We start from the raw sequence: 16,969 nt of genomic DNA, 5'->3' as shown, positions 1-16,969 counted from the left end.
ACTGAGCTCAGCCGAGGTCGTCGGGGTGGCGGATGCGGGTGCGCCGGGATCGGACGGCGCTGTTATAGATCCAGGTGATCGCGAACAGCACCAGGCCGATCGCGAGGAGACCGCCGGCGATGATGTAGTTCTGCGCGGGCTGCGCCAGCGGCGTGATCAGGGCGAAGGCGGTGATCGCGCCGATCACCGGCAGCACCGTCGGGGTCCGGAAGTGGCCCTCGCGGCCCGGTTCCCGGCGCAGGACCAGCACCGCGACGTTGACCAGGCCGAACACGGCCAGCAGCAGCAGCGCGGTGGTGCCGCCGAGAGCGGAGATGGTGCCTTCGGCGAGGACGTAGCGCACGGTGAGCACCAGCGCGAAGGCCAAGCCGGTGGAGAAGAGGATCCCGGCCCACGGGGTGCGTCGGCTGCGCAGCACCCCTCGCAGGAACCCGGGCAGCACTTCCTGCTTGGCCATGCCGTACAGCAGGCGGGAGGCCATCATCATGTTGATCAGCACCGTGTTGGCCACCGCGAAGATCGAGATGAACGCGAAGATCGTATCGATCGGGATGCCCGGGGCGCCGACCTCGACGACGGTCAGCAGCGGTGTGGTCGCCTCCGTGAGCTGACCGATCGGGACCACGGCCACGGCGAGCACGGAGATCAGCACGTAGATCACGCCGGTGATGGACAGGCCCCCGATCAGTGCGCGCGGGAAGTTCTTGACCGGGTTGACCGTCTCCTCGGCCATGTTCACCGAGTCCTCGAAGCCGACCATCGAGAAGAACGCCAGGGCGGTGGCGCCGATGACGGCCATGAACAGGCTCTTGTCGTTCGCGGTCTCGAACAGGATCACGCGGGAGAAGTCCGCCTTGCCCTCGGCGATCGCGAAGAAGCCGACGAGGATGACGAGGGTGAGGCCGGAGAGCTCGATGAGGGTCAGGGCGACGTTCGCCTTCACCGACTCCGAGACGCCGTAGAGATTGATCAGGGCGACCAGGGCGATGAACGCCAGCGAGATCGCCGTCGCGGTCCCGGTCGCGGCGCCCCCGAGGGTCTCGTCGAGCCCGAAGGCCTTGAGCACGTTGTCGGCGAGGAAGATCGAGCTGGTCGAGGCCGAGGTGATGCCGGAGGAGAGCACCGCGAAGGTGACCATGAAGGTCAGGAAATGGATGCCGAACGCCTTGTGGACGTACAGCGCGGCACCGGCGGCCTGCGGGTACTTGGTGACCATCTCGACGTAGGACAGCGCCGAGACCATGGCCACGGCGAAGGCGATGATGATCGGCAGCCAGCCCGCGCCGCCCACTTCCCCGGCGACCTTGCCGGTCAGGGCGTAGACGCCGGTTCCCAGGATGTCGCCGACGATGAACAGCAGCAGGAGCTTGGGGGTGATGGCCTGCTTCAGCTCGGGCTGGTCGGAGGCGCCGCCGACCGGTGCCGGGTCGCCCGGCGCTGCCGGGGCAGGCTCGTGGGGCTCGCTCATCAGGATCCTCCCGGGGAACGGGGATTCGGGCGGGCCGCTCAAGGTGGCGCCGGGCTCGCGATGAGCGTCGGCGCTCAGGGACACCGTGAACAGCTGACAGCGAACTCTACTCCGTGGTGTCCGTGCTCACACCGAGGCCGACGGGAAACAGAACGACGTGTTGCGCCGCGCCCGGTCCGGCCGCGGACACGCGTCTCCACCGGCCTCAGCAGACCGGCTCTGCCAGCTCTGCCGCCCCTGCCAGCTCTGCCAACCCTGCCAGCTCTGCCAGCCCTGCCAGCGCTGCGCCGAACGCTCTCGCTGCCATCAGCGCCGCTGCGCCGGCCGCTCTCGCGGCCGTCAGCGCCGCTGGCCCGGCCGCTCCGCCGGCTGCTCCGCCGGCTGCGCCAGGTCAGCCTGCGGCACTCCGTCGTCCGTCCCGCCGGGGGCGTGGCCGTCCACCTCGCCGGCCTGGTCCCGGTCCTCGGACCTGCTCTCGCCGTCGTCCACGTCCTCGCCCACGGCCTGGCCCTCGCCAGCGGCCTGGTCCGCGCCCTCGTCCGCGTCCGCGCCCTCGTCCGCGCCCTCGTCCTCGTCCTCGTCCTCGTCCTCGTGGGAGGAAACGCGCAGCGTCTGCACCCACTGGCGGGAGGCGTCGGAGCTGATCGCGAGCACGCCGAGGGCGGAGGCACCGGCGCCGACCAGCAGCGAGTGGGTCACGTCGCCGCCGGAGGAGGTGGCCAGCGCCAGGCGCACGACCGCGTCGGCCGTGAACACAGCCATCAGGGCGATCCGGGCCCAGCGGCTGCGGCGCAGCACCCCGATCAGCAGCAACACCAGCATCAGGGCGAACCCGGAGGCCACGCCCAACCCGGTCTGGCCGGGGAACAGCAGCGTCGCGTCATCGAACAGAGGCAGCGGGCTCGTCCCCAGCAGCTGGGTGAGCCATTGCGCGACCACGAGCCCCGCCTGCAGCAGCACGAGGGCGCCGGTGAACGCGACCGTCGGCGGCGGCAGGTGGTGGTCGGCCGCCCGGGCCACGGCCTCGTGGAAGTCGTCGACCGTCCCGTGCCACTGCGCAGAGATCTCGTTGCCCAGATCGGTGCGGCCGGTGACACCACTGGTGAGGCGGGCCGCGGCCAGCGCGGACTGGGTCGCGGCGCGGGCGCGGGCCTTCATCACGGTGGTCCCCGTCGGCCGGTGCCGGGGCAGCATCATCGCGGTCGCCCCGTCTGACCGGGAGGCGGCGCCGGCCACATCGATCACCGGCAGGTGGCCGTCGGTGCGGAACCGGTCGCCCTGGCCGTTGCGGTGGTGGTACGCGGTCGAGAACTCGTGGATCATCTCGACGGGGATCTCCCGGTCGGCGTAGCGCACGGTGTCGATCAGGTAGTCGCGCTCGACGTCGATGTTCTCGTCGATGCGGTGGGTGACCTGGAGGGTGAAGAAGGAGAAGCCGACGGCGCGGTCGTAGGTGCCGGCGGCGAGCCAGTCCGCCCGGTAGCCGCCGGGCAGCACGAAGTCCGGCGGCATCCGCCAGAACCGCACGTGGTGACGTTTGGTGGTGGTCCCGCCGACCTCCTGCTGGTAGGTGAAGTCATGGCGTCGGCCCATCAGGTACAGGTCGGAGACCGGTGCGGAGGGATACGAGCTGCGCAGCAGCGTCGAGCGGACCATCGACCAGGCCGAGGAGACGGTGCGCTCCTCGGCGAGCACCCAGCCCGCGCGGCGCATCGCCACGTGCAGATCGCGCTCGGGGCCGTCGAAGGCGAGGTTGATCGGGTCCGAGAGCACGCCCTCGGTGGTTCGGGTGCGGCCGAAGAAGTAGTCCGGCAGATAGATCCAGGTCATCAGCTGATGCAGGCGCGGCAGCGTGATGTAGGTCAGCAGGATCCAGAAACCAGCCAGGTACAGCAGCCGGATGGGCGTCAGCGAGAAGCCCTCGATCAGGTACAGCAGCGCCAGCCACACCGAGACCACCACGCCGGTGGCGATGAACAGGGTGTCCAGCAGTCCGTACACGTCCAGCCGCCGCCCCTCGGGGGTGTGCCCGCGGGCATGGTCGTAGGCGGGCGGTCCGTCGGGGACGGGCCGCTCCAGCGGTGCAAGACGTGAGCTGCGTGCCGGTGTCACCGGGTCCGCCCCGGGCTCGTCGAGCTCATGACTCCATCGTAGGCTGGCGGCGACGCCGATCCCTCCAGGAGGAGACCATGTCCACCAGTCCTTCGCTGACCTTTCATGACGGCCACTCGATCCCGCAGCTCGGCTACGGCGTGTACAAGGTCGACAACGAGGTCGCGGCCGACCTGACCGGGCAGGCCATCGAGGCCGGCTACCGTCACATCGACACCGCCAAGCTGTACGGCAACGAGGAGGGCGTGGGCCGCGCGGTGCGCGCCGCCGACGTGCCCCGCGAGGACCTCTTCGTCACCACCAAGCTGTGGAACGACGAGCACGCCTACGATGACGCGATCGCCGCGTGCGAGGCGTCCCTGGAGCGGCTGGGCCTGGACTACATGGACCTCTACCTCATCCACTGGGCGGTCCCGTCCCAGGGCCAGTACGTCGAGGCGTGGGAGGCGCTGGTCGAGTTGCAGAAGCGGGGCCTGACCCGCTCGATCGGTGTCTCGAACTTCCCGCTCGCCGAGCTCGAGGAGATCATCGCCGCCACCGGCGTCACCCCGGTGATCCACCAGATCGAGCTGCATCCCTACTTCCAGCAGCGCGAGCTGCGCGAGGCCCACGCCCAGCACAGCATCCTCACCCAGTCCTGGGGGCCGCTCGGCCAGGGCAAGTCCGACCTCCTCGAGAAGCCCGTCATCACCGGCATCGCCGCTGCCCACGGCGCCACCCCGGCCCAGGTGGTCCTCGCCTGGCACCTCGCCCACGACATCGTGGCGATCCCGAAATCGGCCACGCCCTCTCGGATCGTGGAGAACCTGGAGTCGGTCCAGCTGCAGCTCAGCCCCGACGACATCGCCGCGATCGACGAGCTGGATCGCCCCGACGGCCGCGCCGGGTTCGACCCCGCCCAGAAGCGGGACTGACCGCGGGTCCGGTCGACGGACGGCGCGGGCTCGACGCAGCCCGGGCTCGACCCGGCCCGTCGCGGCCCGGCGCGGCCCGGCGCGACTCCTCCGCAGGATCCGTGACCGCGTTGGTATGGCGCTCCAATTCCCACGAGGTCGCGGATCCCGCGCCGCCGGCGCAGGGTCGGGTCCCGCGCCGCCGGCGCAGGATCGGGTCCCGCGCCGCCGGCGCAGGATCGGGTCCCGCGCTGCCGGCGCAGGGTCGGGCGTCGTCGGCCCCGAGCGCAGGAACGTCGGCGCAGCCTTCCGCCTGCTCTCAGTAGTAGACGGCGAGCGGGCCGCTGGGCCCGTCGATGACCTGGACCGGGGTGTCGAACACCCGGGTGAGCACCTCCCCGTCCATGATCTGCTCGACCGGGCCGGCCTCGACCACACCGCCGTCCTTCATCGCGATGATGCGGTCGCCGTAGTGGGCGGCGAAGTTGATGTCGTGCAGCACCACGACGACGGTGCGGCCCAGCTCGCGGGCGGCGTCCCGCAGCCGGCCCATCATCTGCACGCTGTGGCGCATGTCGAGGTTGTTCAGCGGTTCGTCCAGCAGCACGTACTCGGTGTCCTGGGCGAGGACCATGGCGACGTAGGCACGCTGGCGCTGGCCACCGGAGAGCTGGTCGAGGTAGCGGTCCTCGAGCTCGTCGAGGTTGAGGAAGTCGATGGCCTCGCTGATCTTCTGCTCATCCAGCCTGGTCAGCCGCCCCTGGGAGTAGGGGAAGCGGCCGAAGCCCACCAACTGGCGCACGGTGAGCCGGGTGATGAAGTGGTTCTCCTGGCGCAGCACGGAGAGGATCTTCGCGAGGTCCTTCGAGGCGGTGGAGCCGACGTCGTACCCGGCCACTTCGATCGCGCCCTCGTCGATCCCCAGCAGCCGGCCGGCCATGGTCAGCAGCGTGGACTTGCCCGCGCCGTTCGGGCCCACCAGCGCCGTGACCCCGCCGGCGGGGATCTCGAGGCTGACCGGGCCGATCTCGATGGTCCGCGAGCCCGAGGTGTATCGCTTCCGCACCGCGTCGATGGTGATCACAGGCGCCCCTTCCGCAGGATGACGGCGAGGAAGACGGACCCGCCGACGAGTTCGATGATGATGGAGACCACTCCCTGCGCGTAGAAGACGTGGTTCATCAGGAAGTACGCCCCGGAGAGCACGACGAATCCGGCCAGCACGCCGACCGGCAGCAGCCGGCGATGGTCGTGGGTGCCGGTCAGCTGGTACGTCAGCGTCGCGACCAGGAAGCCGAAGAAGGCCATGGGGCCGATCAAGGCGGTGGAGACCGCCATCAGCACCGAGACCAGCACCAGGGTGTAGATGGTCTGGCGGCCGTGGTCCACGCCGACGTTCAGGCACACGTCCCGGCCCAGGGCGATGACGTTGAGGCGGCGGGCGTTCAGCCACACCAGCACCCCGGCGACCAGGCACAGCGGGATCGCGTAGGGCAGGTATTCGACGCTCGCGTTGGTGACCGAGCCGAACAGGCGGGCGCTGAGCACGTCGAACTCGCTGGGGCTCAGCAGGCGCTGCATGAAGGTCGAGACCGACCCCAGCCCTCCCCCGATGATGATGCCGATCAGCAGCATCACCTGCATGTTCGCGTACTTCCCGCGCAGCAGCCAGCCGTACAGCAGCACGGAGAGGCCCACCATCAGCGCCACCTGCGCGAGGAACTGCGCGGTGCCCTGGAGCGCCACCACTCCGGCTACGCCGAGCAGATAGACGGCGGCGGTCTGGATGACGGTGTACAGCGACTCGAAGCCCATGATCGAGGGCGTGATGATGCGGTTGTTCGTCACCGTCTGGAAGGCGATGGTGGCTGTGGCCTGGCAGAACGCGGCGATCGCCATCACCACCAGGGAGGTCGCGCGCAGCTCGGCGATCAGCCAGAAGCCCCGGGTGCCGACGGGCATCGGGTTGTCGATGGCCAGCAGTCCGAGCCCGAACGCGGCCGCGAGGACCACGAGCGCGCCGACCACGCTCCAGTAGCGCCTGCTGGACCTGGCGTCCGGAAAGGGACCGGAGCTGCTGCGGCGCCGGGGCAGCGGGCGCGGGGCCGCCGCGTCGAGGACGGCGTCGGCCGGGGCGGTGGACACGGCCCGCCCGGTGTCCGCGCCGGTCGCCGCCCCAGCGGCGGGTGCCGGGCCCGTGACGGGTGCCGGTCCCGCGGCGGGTGCCGAGCCGGTCAGCGTGCGCTCACCCATGCCGGCGCTGCCTCAGCAGGAGGGCGATGAACACGATGGCGCCGACGATCCCCAGGATCAGGGAGACCGGCACCTCGAAGGGCATGATGATCGTGCGCCCGATGAGGTCGCAGACGGTGACCACGGCGATGCCCAGCAGCGCCACCCACGGCAGGTTGCTGCGCAGGTCGTCGCCCCGGATCATCGAGACCACGTTGGGCACGATGAGACCGAGGAAGGGCAGGTTCCCCACCACCACGGTGACCACGCCGGTGGCGATGGCGACCAGGCCGGTGCCCATCAGCAGCACCCGCTGGTAGTTCACGCCGACGTTCGTGGCGATGTCCTCGCCCAACCCGGCGACGGTGAGCCGGTCGGCGACCAGGAACACCGCCACCCCGACCAGCGCCACGATCCACAGCACCTCGTACTGGCCGCGCAGCACGGAGGTGAAGGAGCCGGCGAACCACACCCCGAGGTTCTGCAGGGCGTCGAACTGGAGGGCGACGAAGGTCGAGACGGAGCCGACGACGGCGCCGAGCATGATGCCGATGATCGGCACGATCAGGGAGCTGCGCAGGGTCACCTTCCGCAGGAAGGCGAAGAACACCATGGTGCCGACGAAGGCGAAGGCGATCGCGACCGTCATCCGGGTCAGGAGGCCGGCCTGCGGCGCGAGCACCATCACCAGGATCAGCCCCAGGCCGGCCCATTCCGTGGTGCCGGTGGTCGAGGGTTCGACGAACCGGTTCTGGGTCATCAGCTGCATGATCAGCCCGGACATGGCCATCGCAGCGCCGGCGAGAACCAGCGCGATGGTGCGCGGGATCCGGGTGATCGCGAACATCTCGCCGCCGTCCTCGGCTCCCACCACGTCGTAGACACCGGTCAGCAGCGACGCGACCAGCAGCAGGGCCACCACCGCGAGGGCGACGACGAGCTTCGCATCCAGCAGCGGTTCGCGGCCGCGAGCTCGCTCGGGCGCCCCGTCGGGCGCCAGCGCGACCGTCGGCGCAGCGGGTCGAGGCGAGGCAGCGGGTCGAGGTGAGGACGAGGACGACATCGCGCCAAGGCTCAGGCCGCGCCCTCGAGGGCGTCGGCCAGGACCTCGAAGTATTCCGTGTACGTCTGGATCGATTCGTTGGTGTACGTATCCGCGGGCATGTAGACGAGGCGGCCCTCGGCGACGGCGGTGACCCCGGCGAGCGCCTCGGAGGCCTCGAGGATCTCGGCCGCCGGCTCGTAAGCCGGGTCGTCGGCGGAGATCGCGGCGTCACGGTCCATGACCAGGATCCAGTCCGGGTTGGACTCGGCGATGGCCTCGACGGAGATGTCGTCGCCCTGATGGTCGTCGCTGGCGCCCTCCACCTCGAGCGCGGGGACGAAGCCGAAGGCCTCGAACGTCCAGCCCAGGGTGCGGCCGGCTCCGGGGGCGATGTACCCGATCTCGCCGCCGGAGACGTTGACGGCCATGACGGTGTCGGAGCCGTTGTAGGCGGCGGTGACGCGCTCCATGGCGGCATCGAGGTCGGCGCCGAGCTGCTCGGCCTCGGCCTCCTTGGAGAACACCGTCCCGAGGGCGCTGACCTGGCGCTTGAGCTCGTCCGCGAAGGGCTGGTCGTCGCGGGGGTCGAGCTCGAGGATGGCCGCGTCCGGGGCGAGACGGGCGAAGTCCTCGTGGTAGTCCGCGAAGCGCTGACCGTTGATGATCAGGGTCGGCTCGGCGGCGACGACCGCCTCGAGATCGGGTTCGCGATGGTTGCCGAGATCGATGATCGACTCGTCGTCCCGGTAGGAGATCGTCGTCGGCATCAGGGCGCGCGCAGCAGCAGTGAGCGTGACATCCCAGTCCTGGAGCGTCTCGAAGGTGCGGTTGTCCGTCGCGACGACGGAGGCCGGCGGGGTCTGGACGGTCTGGGTGCCGTTGTTGTCCTCGATCTCCACGGTGCCCGCCGCGCCGCTGTCACCCCCGTCGGACGCACCGCCGTCGGCGGCCTGGGTGCTGCCGCCACAGGCGGTCAGGACCACGCCCAGAGCACCGGCGGTGGAGAGCGCGCTGAAGTGGCGACGGGAGAGACGGGAGTGGGAGGTCATGGGGCTGCCTTCTGTCGAGGGAAAGGGACCGGTCCGGGAGAGCGGAGCGCGTCGCGGCCACACTGAGGTTAGCCTTACCTCTGCCATTTTCGCCACTCATGCTTTGCATTATTTCGCGTATCGAGACGGGCACGGGAGCCGCGACCCCGCCGCTAGGCTGGGCCGCGGCCGGGCACGCGTATCGTCCGCGCCGGGGAGCAGGGCTGGAGGGGAGCAGCAATGTCCGACCGTCCAGGCACGTCCGAGCCGCCGCAGCTGCCCGACTTCAGCGGCGGGGCCGGCGGCAGCGCGGGCGGCGGGGCATCGATCCCGGGAACCGGAACCCCGGGCACCGGTGGCGGGCCTGGTGGCTCCGGTGGCTCCGATGGGGTCGGTGGGCCTAGCGGGCCCAGTGCCGGGCACGGCGGGACTCCCGGCGGGGGCGGCGGCAGGGGCCCGATCATCGCCGTCGCCCTCGGCGGCGTCGGTGTTCTGGTGGTGGTGCTCGCGATCGTGGCACTCGTGTTCTCACAGACCGTGTTCTCGACTGACGCCGAGGATCCGACCGCCGCCGAGGAGACCTCTGCTGCCGATGATCCCGAGGAGACCCGGCCCGAGGAGTACGTCCCCTCCGAGGAGGCGACGGACGAGGCCGGCGGCGCCGAGCCGACGTTCACCGAGCAGCCCACCACCGAGTGCACGGTCCACGAGGACAACAACTCGCAGGCCGAGCAGTCCGACGGCACGGTGCGCAGCGGCGGTCTGGAGTTCGCTGTCCAGCCGGATTGGGGCACCGGGAGCAACTGGGGCTCGCAGTCCTCGTACATGGTTGATGTCGCCGCCGCGGAGCAGGAGGTCGAGGACGGTTGGTACTCCGTCGCCGCCGTGGGCGCCGTGGAGTACCCCGAGGACGAGGGCGGCTACCCGGGCGTCGAGGACGCCGCGCGAGCCATCTTCCAGTGCGGCATCTCGCGCGATCAGGCCCAGGAGATCTACGGACCGGACCCTGAGCTGGAGAACTACCGCGACGAGGCCCTCACGGTCGACGGGCACGACGGCTGGATCGTCACCGCGACGGTCATGCTCTCGGACCTCAGCCTGCTCGACACCACGGAGTCATGGGAGATCGCCGTGATCGTCGTGGATACGCCGGAGGGCCCCGCGGCGTTCGACGGCGGTGCCGCCACCGGGCACGAGCAGCAGGTCGCCGACCTCCAGGCCATGATCGACAGCCTCAGCGTGGCTTGACAACGCGGGGCGGGCGGGCGACCCGATCCCGGCGACGTCGCTCCGATTCCGGAGAACTGTCGATCTGCTCGGCGCCCGTTCGTCATAGTGGTGTCCGGGCCGCTCGGCTCGGTCACCGCACCACCGAGGAGTGAGCATGAAGTACGTACTGCTGCTGATGGGGAACATGGCCGACGAACGCTGCGGCGAGACCGACGAGGGCCCGGGCCCGGAGGAGTTCATGACCTTCGACGCGGAGCTGAAGGAGGCCGGTGTGCTCGCCGGCGGCTTCGCCCTCACGGATCCGGAAGAGGGCACGAGCGTCTCCAAGGCCGATCGCGATGCCGAGCCGGTGATCACCGCCGGCCCCTATGCCGAGAGCCGGGAGTTCGTCGGCGGCACCATCGTCCTGGACGTCGCGACTCTCGATGAAGCCCTGACCTGGGCCGCCAAGTGCCCCGGGGCGATCGGCGGCCGCATCGAGGTGCGCCCGCTCGCGGAGTACTGAGGGCGGTGGCCGTCGTCGCGGCGCACGAGGAGCCGCCCGCCGACGACGTGCTGACCCGGGTGCACCGGGAGGAGCACAGCCGTCTGCTGGCGACCCTCGTGCGCCGCTTCGGCGACCTCGAGCTCGCCGAGGACGCCGCCCAGGAGGCGATGGAATCCGCCCTGCGCACGTGGCCTCGGCAGGGCGTGCCCGAACGACCGCTGGCCTGGCTGACCACCGCCGCCAAGCGCGTCGCCCTGGACCGCGTGCGTCGTGATGCCACCTACGCCCGCCGGCTCGCGGAGCTGCACGTGCGCGAGGAGGCCGCGGCCGCGCCTGCGGCCGATGCTGACGTCCTCGCCGACGGGGACCTGCCCGACGAGCGCCTCGCCATGCTCATGGGGTGCTGCCACCCGGCCATCGCCCCGACCGACCGCATCGCCCTGATGCTGCGCTTCGTGGGCTCGCTGAGCACGGCGGAGATCGCGCAGGCCCTGCTGGTACCGGTGGCGACCCTGCAGGCGCGGATCACCCGCGCCAAGAAGCGGATCGTGGCCAACCGGATCCCGTTGACGGTGCCGGCCGATGCCGCGGACCGCGAGCGCCGGCTGCCTCTGGTGCTGACCGCTATCTCGCTGATCTTCACCGAGGGCTATGCCGCGACCAGCGGCGACACCCCGATCCGGCAGGAACTCACCGCCGAGGCGATCCGTCTGGCGCGGATCATGCACCGCCTGCTGCCGTCAGCGGTCGAGCCGCAGGGGCTGCTCGCCCTACTACTGCTCACCGACGCCCGCTCCCCCGCCCGCGAGGACTCCGACGGGGTGCCAATCGCCCTCGAGGACCAGGACCGCTCGCGGTGGAGCCGGGACCTCATCACCGAAGGACTGGCGCTCGCGGAGGAGGCGGCCGGCCGCGAGAACGCCGGACGCTTCACGATCCAGGCCGCGATCGCCGCAGTGCACGCGGAGGCCGCGCGCTACGAGGACACCGACTGGCCGCAGATCCTCTCGCTGTACGACTTGCTGCTGGCACGCGGCGAGGACCCGGTAGTGCGGATGAACCGGGCCATTGCCGTGGGGAGGGCACGAGGATCTCAGGAAGGGCTGGCACTGCTCGAGGGGCTGGCCGATGATCCCGAACTCGCCCGCCACCATCCCTTCCACATCGCGGTCGCCCTGTTCCGCGACGAGGTGGGCCGGCGCGAGGAGGCCGCGGCAGCGTGGGCCCGGGCGCTCGAGCAGGTGGACAACGCCGCCGAGCAGCGGTTCATCGAGCGACGCCTGGCCGAGAGCGAGGGCTCGACATCCACGGCCCGGGACTGACGACCTCCGCCGCCGGCGGGCGTGGGCCCGGCCTACGACGGGCCCGACCGTCGGCGAGGAAGGCGTTCAGCCGGTCAGGCCTTCAGCGACTTCTTCTGCTTGGTCTGCTTCTTCTCCGCCAGCAGGAGAGCGCCGGCGATCGCGAGCAGCCAGGTGTCCTTCGCGACGGCCGTGCCGTCCTGGCTGGGACGCACGCCGTCGGACTCGGTCATCTCGGGGGTGCGCAGGTACATCGAGACCAGGCTTCCCGAGAAGGCAGCCAGGGCCGCGCCCGCGATCCGGTTGGGCACGAAGGGCAGCAGCAGCGAGGCGCCGACGGCGATCTCGCCGTAGCTGAGGAACTTCGCGAACTGCTCCGGCGTGAGCTTCTCCAGCGGCGGGACGCCCTTGGCGGCCATGCCCTGGAGGCCCTCGGCCATCTCGGCCGGCATGCCGAGCTTGCCGATTCCGGAGTTGAGGATGAACGCGCCGGGGATGGCGCGGAGGGCGATGGTGCTGAGGCTCATGTCGTCTCCAACGTCGAGGGTGGTTGCGTATTCAACGATACGCTCCCGCGCCCGTCTCGTCGAGGCCCCGCGGGCTCAGCGACGCCCGCGCAGCCGGTCCATCTCCTTGCGGACCCGGTCCTCGCTCTCGCCCGGGCCGAACAGTTCCCATGCCTGCCAGAACAGGCCGATCCCCCAGAACACCAGCACGAACAGCGGCCAGGGGAACCCGTAGCCGTAGCTGGCCCAGGACCAGAACAGGATCCCGTTGACCATCAGATAGACGGCCACCTGGACCGCGAACCCGCGGCGGGCGTGGATGTTCCGGGCGGCCTGTCGACGCAGTCCGGCCTCGTCGTCCTCGGGGATGTCGTGCGGGGCATCGGTGCGGTCATACGGCGTCTGCATCGCTGGCTCTCCCACTTGCTGCGCGGAACCGCCCGGTGCGGCTCCTTCCCTGTCCACGACCGTAGGAAGCCACGGCGAGCAGCGCCCATGACGGCTGTCATCGATGCACCCGACTCGGCGTCACGAGGGCGTGGCCCGTCAGGGCCGGGCGAGGATCTCGCCGTGCAGGAGCACGAACCAGCCGTCGGGGTGGTCGGCCCAGCGACCGAACGCAGCGGCGATCTCCTCGAGCTCGTCGATGTCGGCCCACCCCTGGCGCTGGAGCTGATCGGCCAGCGGCGGCGTCGTGATCCGGCCGCTCCAGGTCTCGGACCAGGTCGCGCGGGTCTGCGGGGTCGCGTACAGCACCGTGGACGAGCTCGGCGTGACGTCCCCGAAGCCCGCTTCGTGCGCCCAGGCGAGCAACCGGCGACCCGCATCGGGGGTTCCCCCGTTGGCGCGGGCAGCGCGCACGTACAGCTCGCGCCATCTCTCCAGCAACGGGTCCTCGGGGAACCACCGGAAGCCGTCGTAGTCGCTGTCCCGGATCGCGACGACCCCGCCCGGGCCGGTGATCCGGCGGAACTCGGCGAGGGCGACCACCGGCCGGGGCAGATGCTGGAGGACCTGGTGGGCATGGACGACGTCGAAGGCGCCGTCGGCGAACGGCAGCTCATGAGCATCCCCGACCACCACCTCCACCGCGTCCAGCTCCTGCCGGGCGAGCTCCTCGCGCGTGATGCCGGCGGCGTGCTCGTCCACTTCGAGGGCGACCACGTTCTCCGGGCCGACGAGCCGGGCCAGCCCCGCAGTGATCGTCCCCGCCCCGCTGCCCACATCGAGCAGCCGCTGCCCGGCGCGAAGTTGCGGCAGGAGGTAGGCGGAGGAGTTCTCGGCGGTGCGCTGACGGTGGCTGCCGAGGACTGCGGCACCGTAGCCGTGGGTGTAGGTCGGAACGGGCATGGGCCGACGGTAGGTGCCCCGGAGCGGGACGGGAACGGCGGTCCGTCCCGTGGGCGCAGCTGCACCTCCCGAGCCGCGGATCGCCGAGGGGCCCGATCTCCTGGACCGCGCCGAGCCTCCGGCGAGCATGTCGGCCGCCTCGTCCAGCACGCGGCGGGGGTATGGCACCGCGTTTGGGCGGCGAGCCTGCTGAGTGCCGTCATGGGACACTGCAGCTGACATCCGTCCACCCCGTCGGCCGGCCGTGCGCTGGTCGTTCTCTCCCGGAGCCGACATGACCTCCCCTGACAGCACCACTGCGCCGACGCCTCCCCCGGCCCCCGTCGGCGGCGCCGGCGTCATCGAGACCACCGGCATCGAGATCATCGCGGAGTCAGAGAGGACAGCGCGCCCGCGCGATCTCGTCTGGCCGTGGTTCGCCGCGAACGTCTCGGTGTTCGGCATGAGCTACGGCTCGTACCTGCTGGGATTCGGGATCAGCTTCTGGCAGGCCACGATCGTCGCGATCATCGGCATCATCATCAGCTTCGCCCTGTGCGGGCTGGTCGCGATCGCCGGCAAGCGCGGCAGCGCGCCGACGATGGTGCTCTCCCGCGCCGCGTTCGGCGTCCACGGGCAGAAGGTGCCCGGCATCGTCTCGTGGCTGACCTCGATCGGCTGGGAGACGAGCCTGGCGATCTCCGCGGTGCTGGCCACCGCCACCGTGTTCGACGTGCTCGGGGTCGCTTCCGGGCAGGCGGTCACCGTGATCGCGGCGATCCTCATCGCCACCCTGATCGTGGTGGCGAGCGTGCTCGGCTATCACACGATCATGCGCCTGCAGTCGATCCTGACCTGGGCCACCGGCGCCATGACCATCGTCTTCATGGCCCTGACCATTCCCGCCATCGACTGGGCCGCGGTGGCGTCGGCGCCGAACGGGCCGCCGCAGGCGATGGTCGGTGCGCTGGTGATGGTGATGACCGGCTTCGGGCTGGGCTGGATCAACATCGCCGCCGACTGGTCGCGGTACCAGAAGCGCACGGCGTCCGACGGGTCGATCGTGCTGTGGAACACCGTGGGCGGTGCGGCCGCGCCGGTGGTGCTGGTGATCTTCGGGCTGCTGCTGGCCGGCTCCGATCCCGATCTGAATGCCGCGATCGAGGGCGACCCGATCGGCGCGCTGATCTCGATCCTGCCGCTGTGGGCGCTGATCCCCTTCTGGATCGTCGCGGTGCTGACCCTGGTCTCCGGGGCGGTGCTGGGCATCTACTCCTCCGGCCTGACCCTGCTGAGCCTGGGCATCAGGATCCCGCGCCCGGCCGCCGCCGCGATCGACGGCCTGATCCTCACCGTCGGCACCATCTGGGTCGCGTTCTTCGCCACCAGCTTCATCGGCCCGTTCCAGAGCTTCCTGATCACCCTCGGCGTGCCGATCGCCGCGTGGGCCGGGATCCTCATCGCCGACGTCCTCTCCCGCCGCGCGGACTACGACGAGAAGGCCCTGTTCGACCCGAGCGGCCGCTACGGCGCCGTGGACTGGACCTCGGTGATCACGCTGGTGGTGGCCTCGGTGATCGGCTGGGGCCTGGTCGTGAACTCCTTCACCGAGGCCGCGCCGTGGAACAACTGGCAGGGCTACCTGCTTCAGCCGCTGGGCCTGGGCACCTTCGTGGACGACCCGGCCGGTTCCTACTGGGAGGGCAACTGGGCCTACTCCAACATCGGCGTGATCCTCGCCCTCGTGCTCGGCTTCGTCGTCACCTGGTTCGCCCGGCGCGGCACCATCCGCCGGCAGGAGCAGGGAGTGGCTGCTCGGGCCTGAGCATTCGGAAGGAAGAAAACATGTCCGTCATGGAGATCGTCGCCTTCATCCCGATCATCGTCGGCCTCTGGCTGCTGAGCTTCCTGGTCCGGCGCCCGTGGATCCGCAAGCGGCATCCCGAGCGCCGCTGCGTCTCGCGACTGGTGGGCGTGATCGGCTTCGTGATCCTGCTGTTCGGCGTCCTGCTCGTGCTCGCGGGGATCACGAAGGGCGAAAACCCTGCCGAGATCCGGGCCGATGTGATCGCCGGTAGCGTGCTTCTGCTGATCGCCATCCTGCTGCTGTGGACCTTCTTCATCGTCTACGTCGAGGCGGGGCCGGACGCCTTCAGATCCCGGGGCATGCTGGGGCGCACCCGGACCATTCGCTATGCGGACATCGCCCGCATCAGCTATATCGGCTCCGGCGGCCCTGACGGCACGAACATCTCGAGAACCAGCCAGACCAGACTCAGGGCACGCGACGGCACCACGATCACCGCGGGCAACGGGCTGTTCGACTGGGAGCACTATCGGGCGTGGCAGGAGCGCACGGGACAGCAGGCACCGGAGGAGTGACCTCGGCGCGGGCCACTCCACCCCGTCCCTGTGGCCGACAGCGCGTCCGACCCTCTTCGAGGACAGATCGTGTCCTCTGCGCGACCTACCGTGAGGGCATGAGCATCGATCAGACACCGGGCACACCCGCAACTCTTGTCCTCGTCCCCGGGCACTGGCTCGGCGGCTGGGCCTGGGACGAGGTCGTCGACTCCCTCACTGACGAGCGGATCCCCGCAGAGTCCGTGACCCTGCCGGGCATGGACCCCGCCGCCCCGCGGCGGGCCTCCTCCGACCTCGAGGACCAGGCGTCCCACCTCGGCGAGGTGGTCTCCCGTCTCGCGGACTCGGCGGGCCCGGTGGTCCTCGTCGCGCACAGCGGGGCCAATCTGCCGGTGATGCGGCTGCTGGGGTGCCGGCCCGAGCTCGTGGACCACGTGGTCTGGGTGGACAGCGGCCCACAGCTCGACGGCGCGGTCGCCGCCCCCGGGCTGCCCGAGGAGGTCGCCGAGGTCCCGCTCCCACCATTCGAGGAGCTCGGGCAGCAGGCGAGCCTCGAGGGGCTCTCCTCTGCGCAGCTCGACCGGTTCCGCGAGCGCTCCGTCCCCCAGCCGGGTCCGGTGATGCGGGGCGTGCTGAGGGTGGAGGACGACCGGTGGCAGGGGATCCCGGCGACCATGATCTGCAGCTCCCTGACCTCCCAGGACGTCACGGCAATGGCGGAGTCGGGTCACCCGATGATGGCACCGGTGACCGCGGTCCAGCACCTGGACCTGGTCGATCTCCCCACCGGGCACTGGCCCTTCTGGAGCCGACCGGCCGACCTCGCCGCGCTGCTCGCCGAGCGCTCCCGCACGGTCGCGGAGGTGCGTACAGTGCGGTCAGTGTGAGGCTCTGTGGTGCCGCGGATGTCGCGGTGGTTGGATCGCTTCCATCCGGTGATTGGCCCGTACAGTGGCTGCCGCTCCTCGCTGAGC

16 protein-coding genes are annotated in these 16,969 nt (G+C 70.6%); 7 read left to right on the top strand and 9 right to left on the bottom strand.

The features are described 5' to 3' along the window. Window positions 1–7: 7 nt before the first annotated feature. Complete coding sequence (locus tag ACFQRD_RS05985) at window positions 8–1,468, bottom strand: APC family permease (RefSeq protein ID WP_377020145.1); 1,461 nt, start codon at window positions 1,466–1,468, stop codon at window positions 8–10. A gap of 339 nt (window positions 1,469–1,807) precedes the next feature. After that, complete coding sequence (locus tag ACFQRD_RS05980) at window positions 1,808–3,580, bottom strand: LssY C-terminal domain-containing protein (RefSeq protein WP_377020144.1); 1,773 nt, start codon at window positions 3,578–3,580, stop codon at window positions 1,808–1,810. A 77-nt stretch (window positions 3,581–3,657) separates the two neighbouring features. Between ACFQRD_RS05980 and ACFQRD_RS05975 the strand changes: the two genes are divergently transcribed. Further along, window positions 3,658–4,494, top strand: coding sequence for an aldo/keto reductase (locus tag ACFQRD_RS05975; protein ID WP_377803579.1), 837 nt, complete (start codon window positions 3,658–3,660; stop codon window positions 4,492–4,494). 298 nt (window positions 4,495–4,792) lie between these two features. On the opposite strand, the gene ACFQRD_RS05970 is transcribed toward ACFQRD_RS05975, so the two are convergent. Genes ACFQRD_RS05970 through ACFQRD_RS05955 form a run of 4 tightly spaced genes read right to left on the bottom strand, consistent with a single transcriptional unit; the run spans window position 4,793 to window position 8,799 of the window. Then, on the bottom strand, window positions 4,793–5,557 hold the full coding sequence (locus ACFQRD_RS05970; protein WP_377803578.1) for an ABC transporter ATP-binding protein: 765 nt from the start codon (window positions 5,555–5,557) through the stop codon (window positions 4,793–4,795). After that, complete coding sequence (locus tag ACFQRD_RS05965; RefSeq protein ID WP_377803577.1) at window positions 5,554–6,726, bottom strand: iron chelate uptake ABC transporter family permease subunit; 1,173 nt, start codon at window positions 6,724–6,726, stop codon at window positions 5,554–5,556. The genes ACFQRD_RS05970 and ACFQRD_RS05965 overlap by 4 nt, the downstream gene beginning before the upstream one ends. Then, on the bottom strand, window positions 6,719–7,768 hold the full coding sequence (locus tag ACFQRD_RS05960) for an ABC transporter permease (protein WP_377803576.1): 1,050 nt from the start codon (window positions 7,766–7,768) through the stop codon (window positions 6,719–6,721). The genes ACFQRD_RS05965 and ACFQRD_RS05960 overlap by 8 nt, the downstream gene beginning before the upstream one ends. Before the next feature lie 11 nt (window positions 7,769–7,779). Next, on the bottom strand, window positions 7,780–8,799 hold the full coding sequence (locus ACFQRD_RS05955; protein WP_377803575.1) for a siderophore ABC transporter substrate-binding protein: 1,020 nt from the start codon (window positions 8,797–8,799) through the stop codon (window positions 7,780–7,782). 219 nt (window positions 8,800–9,018) lie between these two features. On the opposite strand from ACFQRD_RS05955, the gene ACFQRD_RS05950 reads away from it, so the two are divergent. The 3 genes from ACFQRD_RS05950 to ACFQRD_RS05940 all read left to right on the top strand — a co-directional run bounded on the left by ACFQRD_RS05950 (window position 9,019) and on the right by ACFQRD_RS05940 (window position 11,817). After that, on the top strand, window positions 9,019–10,026 hold the full coding sequence (locus ACFQRD_RS05950) for a hypothetical protein (protein WP_377803574.1): 1,008 nt from the start codon (window positions 9,019–9,021) through the stop codon (window positions 10,024–10,026). A gap of 136 nt (window positions 10,027–10,162) precedes the next feature. Further along, a complete protein-coding gene (locus tag ACFQRD_RS05945) occupies window positions 10,163–10,513 on the top strand; it encodes a YciI family protein (protein ID WP_377803573.1) in 351 nt (116 codons plus the stop codon). Window positions 10,514–10,518: 5 nt separating this feature from the next. Then, complete coding sequence (locus tag ACFQRD_RS05940; RefSeq protein WP_377803572.1) at window positions 10,519–11,817, top strand: RNA polymerase sigma factor; 1,299 nt, start codon at window positions 10,519–10,521, stop codon at window positions 11,815–11,817. A 74-nt stretch (window positions 11,818–11,891) separates the two neighbouring features. Here ACFQRD_RS05940 and ACFQRD_RS05935 read toward each other — a convergent pair whose 3' ends face one another. The 3 genes from ACFQRD_RS05935 to ACFQRD_RS05925 all read right to left on the bottom strand — a co-directional run bounded on the left by ACFQRD_RS05935 (window position 11,892) and on the right by ACFQRD_RS05925 (window position 13,652). Continuing rightward, window positions 11,892–12,323, bottom strand: a complete 432-nt coding sequence (locus ACFQRD_RS05935) for a hypothetical protein (protein ID WP_377020135.1) — start codon at window positions 12,321–12,323, stop codon at window positions 11,892–11,894. Window positions 12,324–12,398: 75 nt separating this feature from the next. Then, window positions 12,399–12,710 (bottom strand): 2TM domain-containing protein, encoded by a 312-nt coding sequence (locus tag ACFQRD_RS05930; RefSeq protein ID WP_377793514.1) that lies wholly within the window; start codon window positions 12,708–12,710, stop codon window positions 12,399–12,401. 138 nt (window positions 12,711–12,848) lie between these two features. Continuing rightward, window positions 12,849–13,652, bottom strand: a complete 804-nt coding sequence (locus ACFQRD_RS05925; RefSeq protein WP_377020133.1) for a methyltransferase domain-containing protein — start codon at window positions 13,650–13,652, stop codon at window positions 12,849–12,851. Between the two features lie 274 nt (window positions 13,653–13,926). Here ACFQRD_RS05925 and ACFQRD_RS05920 point away from each other — a divergent pair, with 274 nt between their 5' ends. The 3 genes from ACFQRD_RS05920 (at window position 13,927) to ACFQRD_RS05910 (ending at window position 16,882) form a co-directional block, all read left to right on the top strand. Further along, window positions 13,927–15,456, top strand: coding sequence for a purine-cytosine permease family protein (locus ACFQRD_RS05920; protein ID WP_377020132.1), 1,530 nt, complete (start codon window positions 13,927–13,929; stop codon window positions 15,454–15,456). Window positions 15,457–15,476: 20 nt separating this feature from the next. Further along, complete coding sequence (locus ACFQRD_RS05915) at window positions 15,477–16,013, top strand: hypothetical protein (protein WP_377020131.1); 537 nt, start codon at window positions 15,477–15,479, stop codon at window positions 16,011–16,013. Between the two features lie 98 nt (window positions 16,014–16,111). Continuing rightward, complete coding sequence (locus ACFQRD_RS05910) at window positions 16,112–16,882, top strand: alpha/beta fold hydrolase (protein WP_377020130.1); 771 nt, start codon at window positions 16,112–16,114, stop codon at window positions 16,880–16,882. Window positions 16,883–16,969 lie beyond the last annotated feature (87 nt).

It is taken from the genome of Brachybacterium sp. GCM10030268, from assembly GCF_042666305.1.
Lineage (GTDB): Bacteria > Actinomycetota > Actinomycetes > Actinomycetales > Dermabacteraceae > Brachybacterium.
Note: the sequence above shows the minus strand (reverse complement) of the source record. Positions and strands in the feature narration are given on the sequence as shown.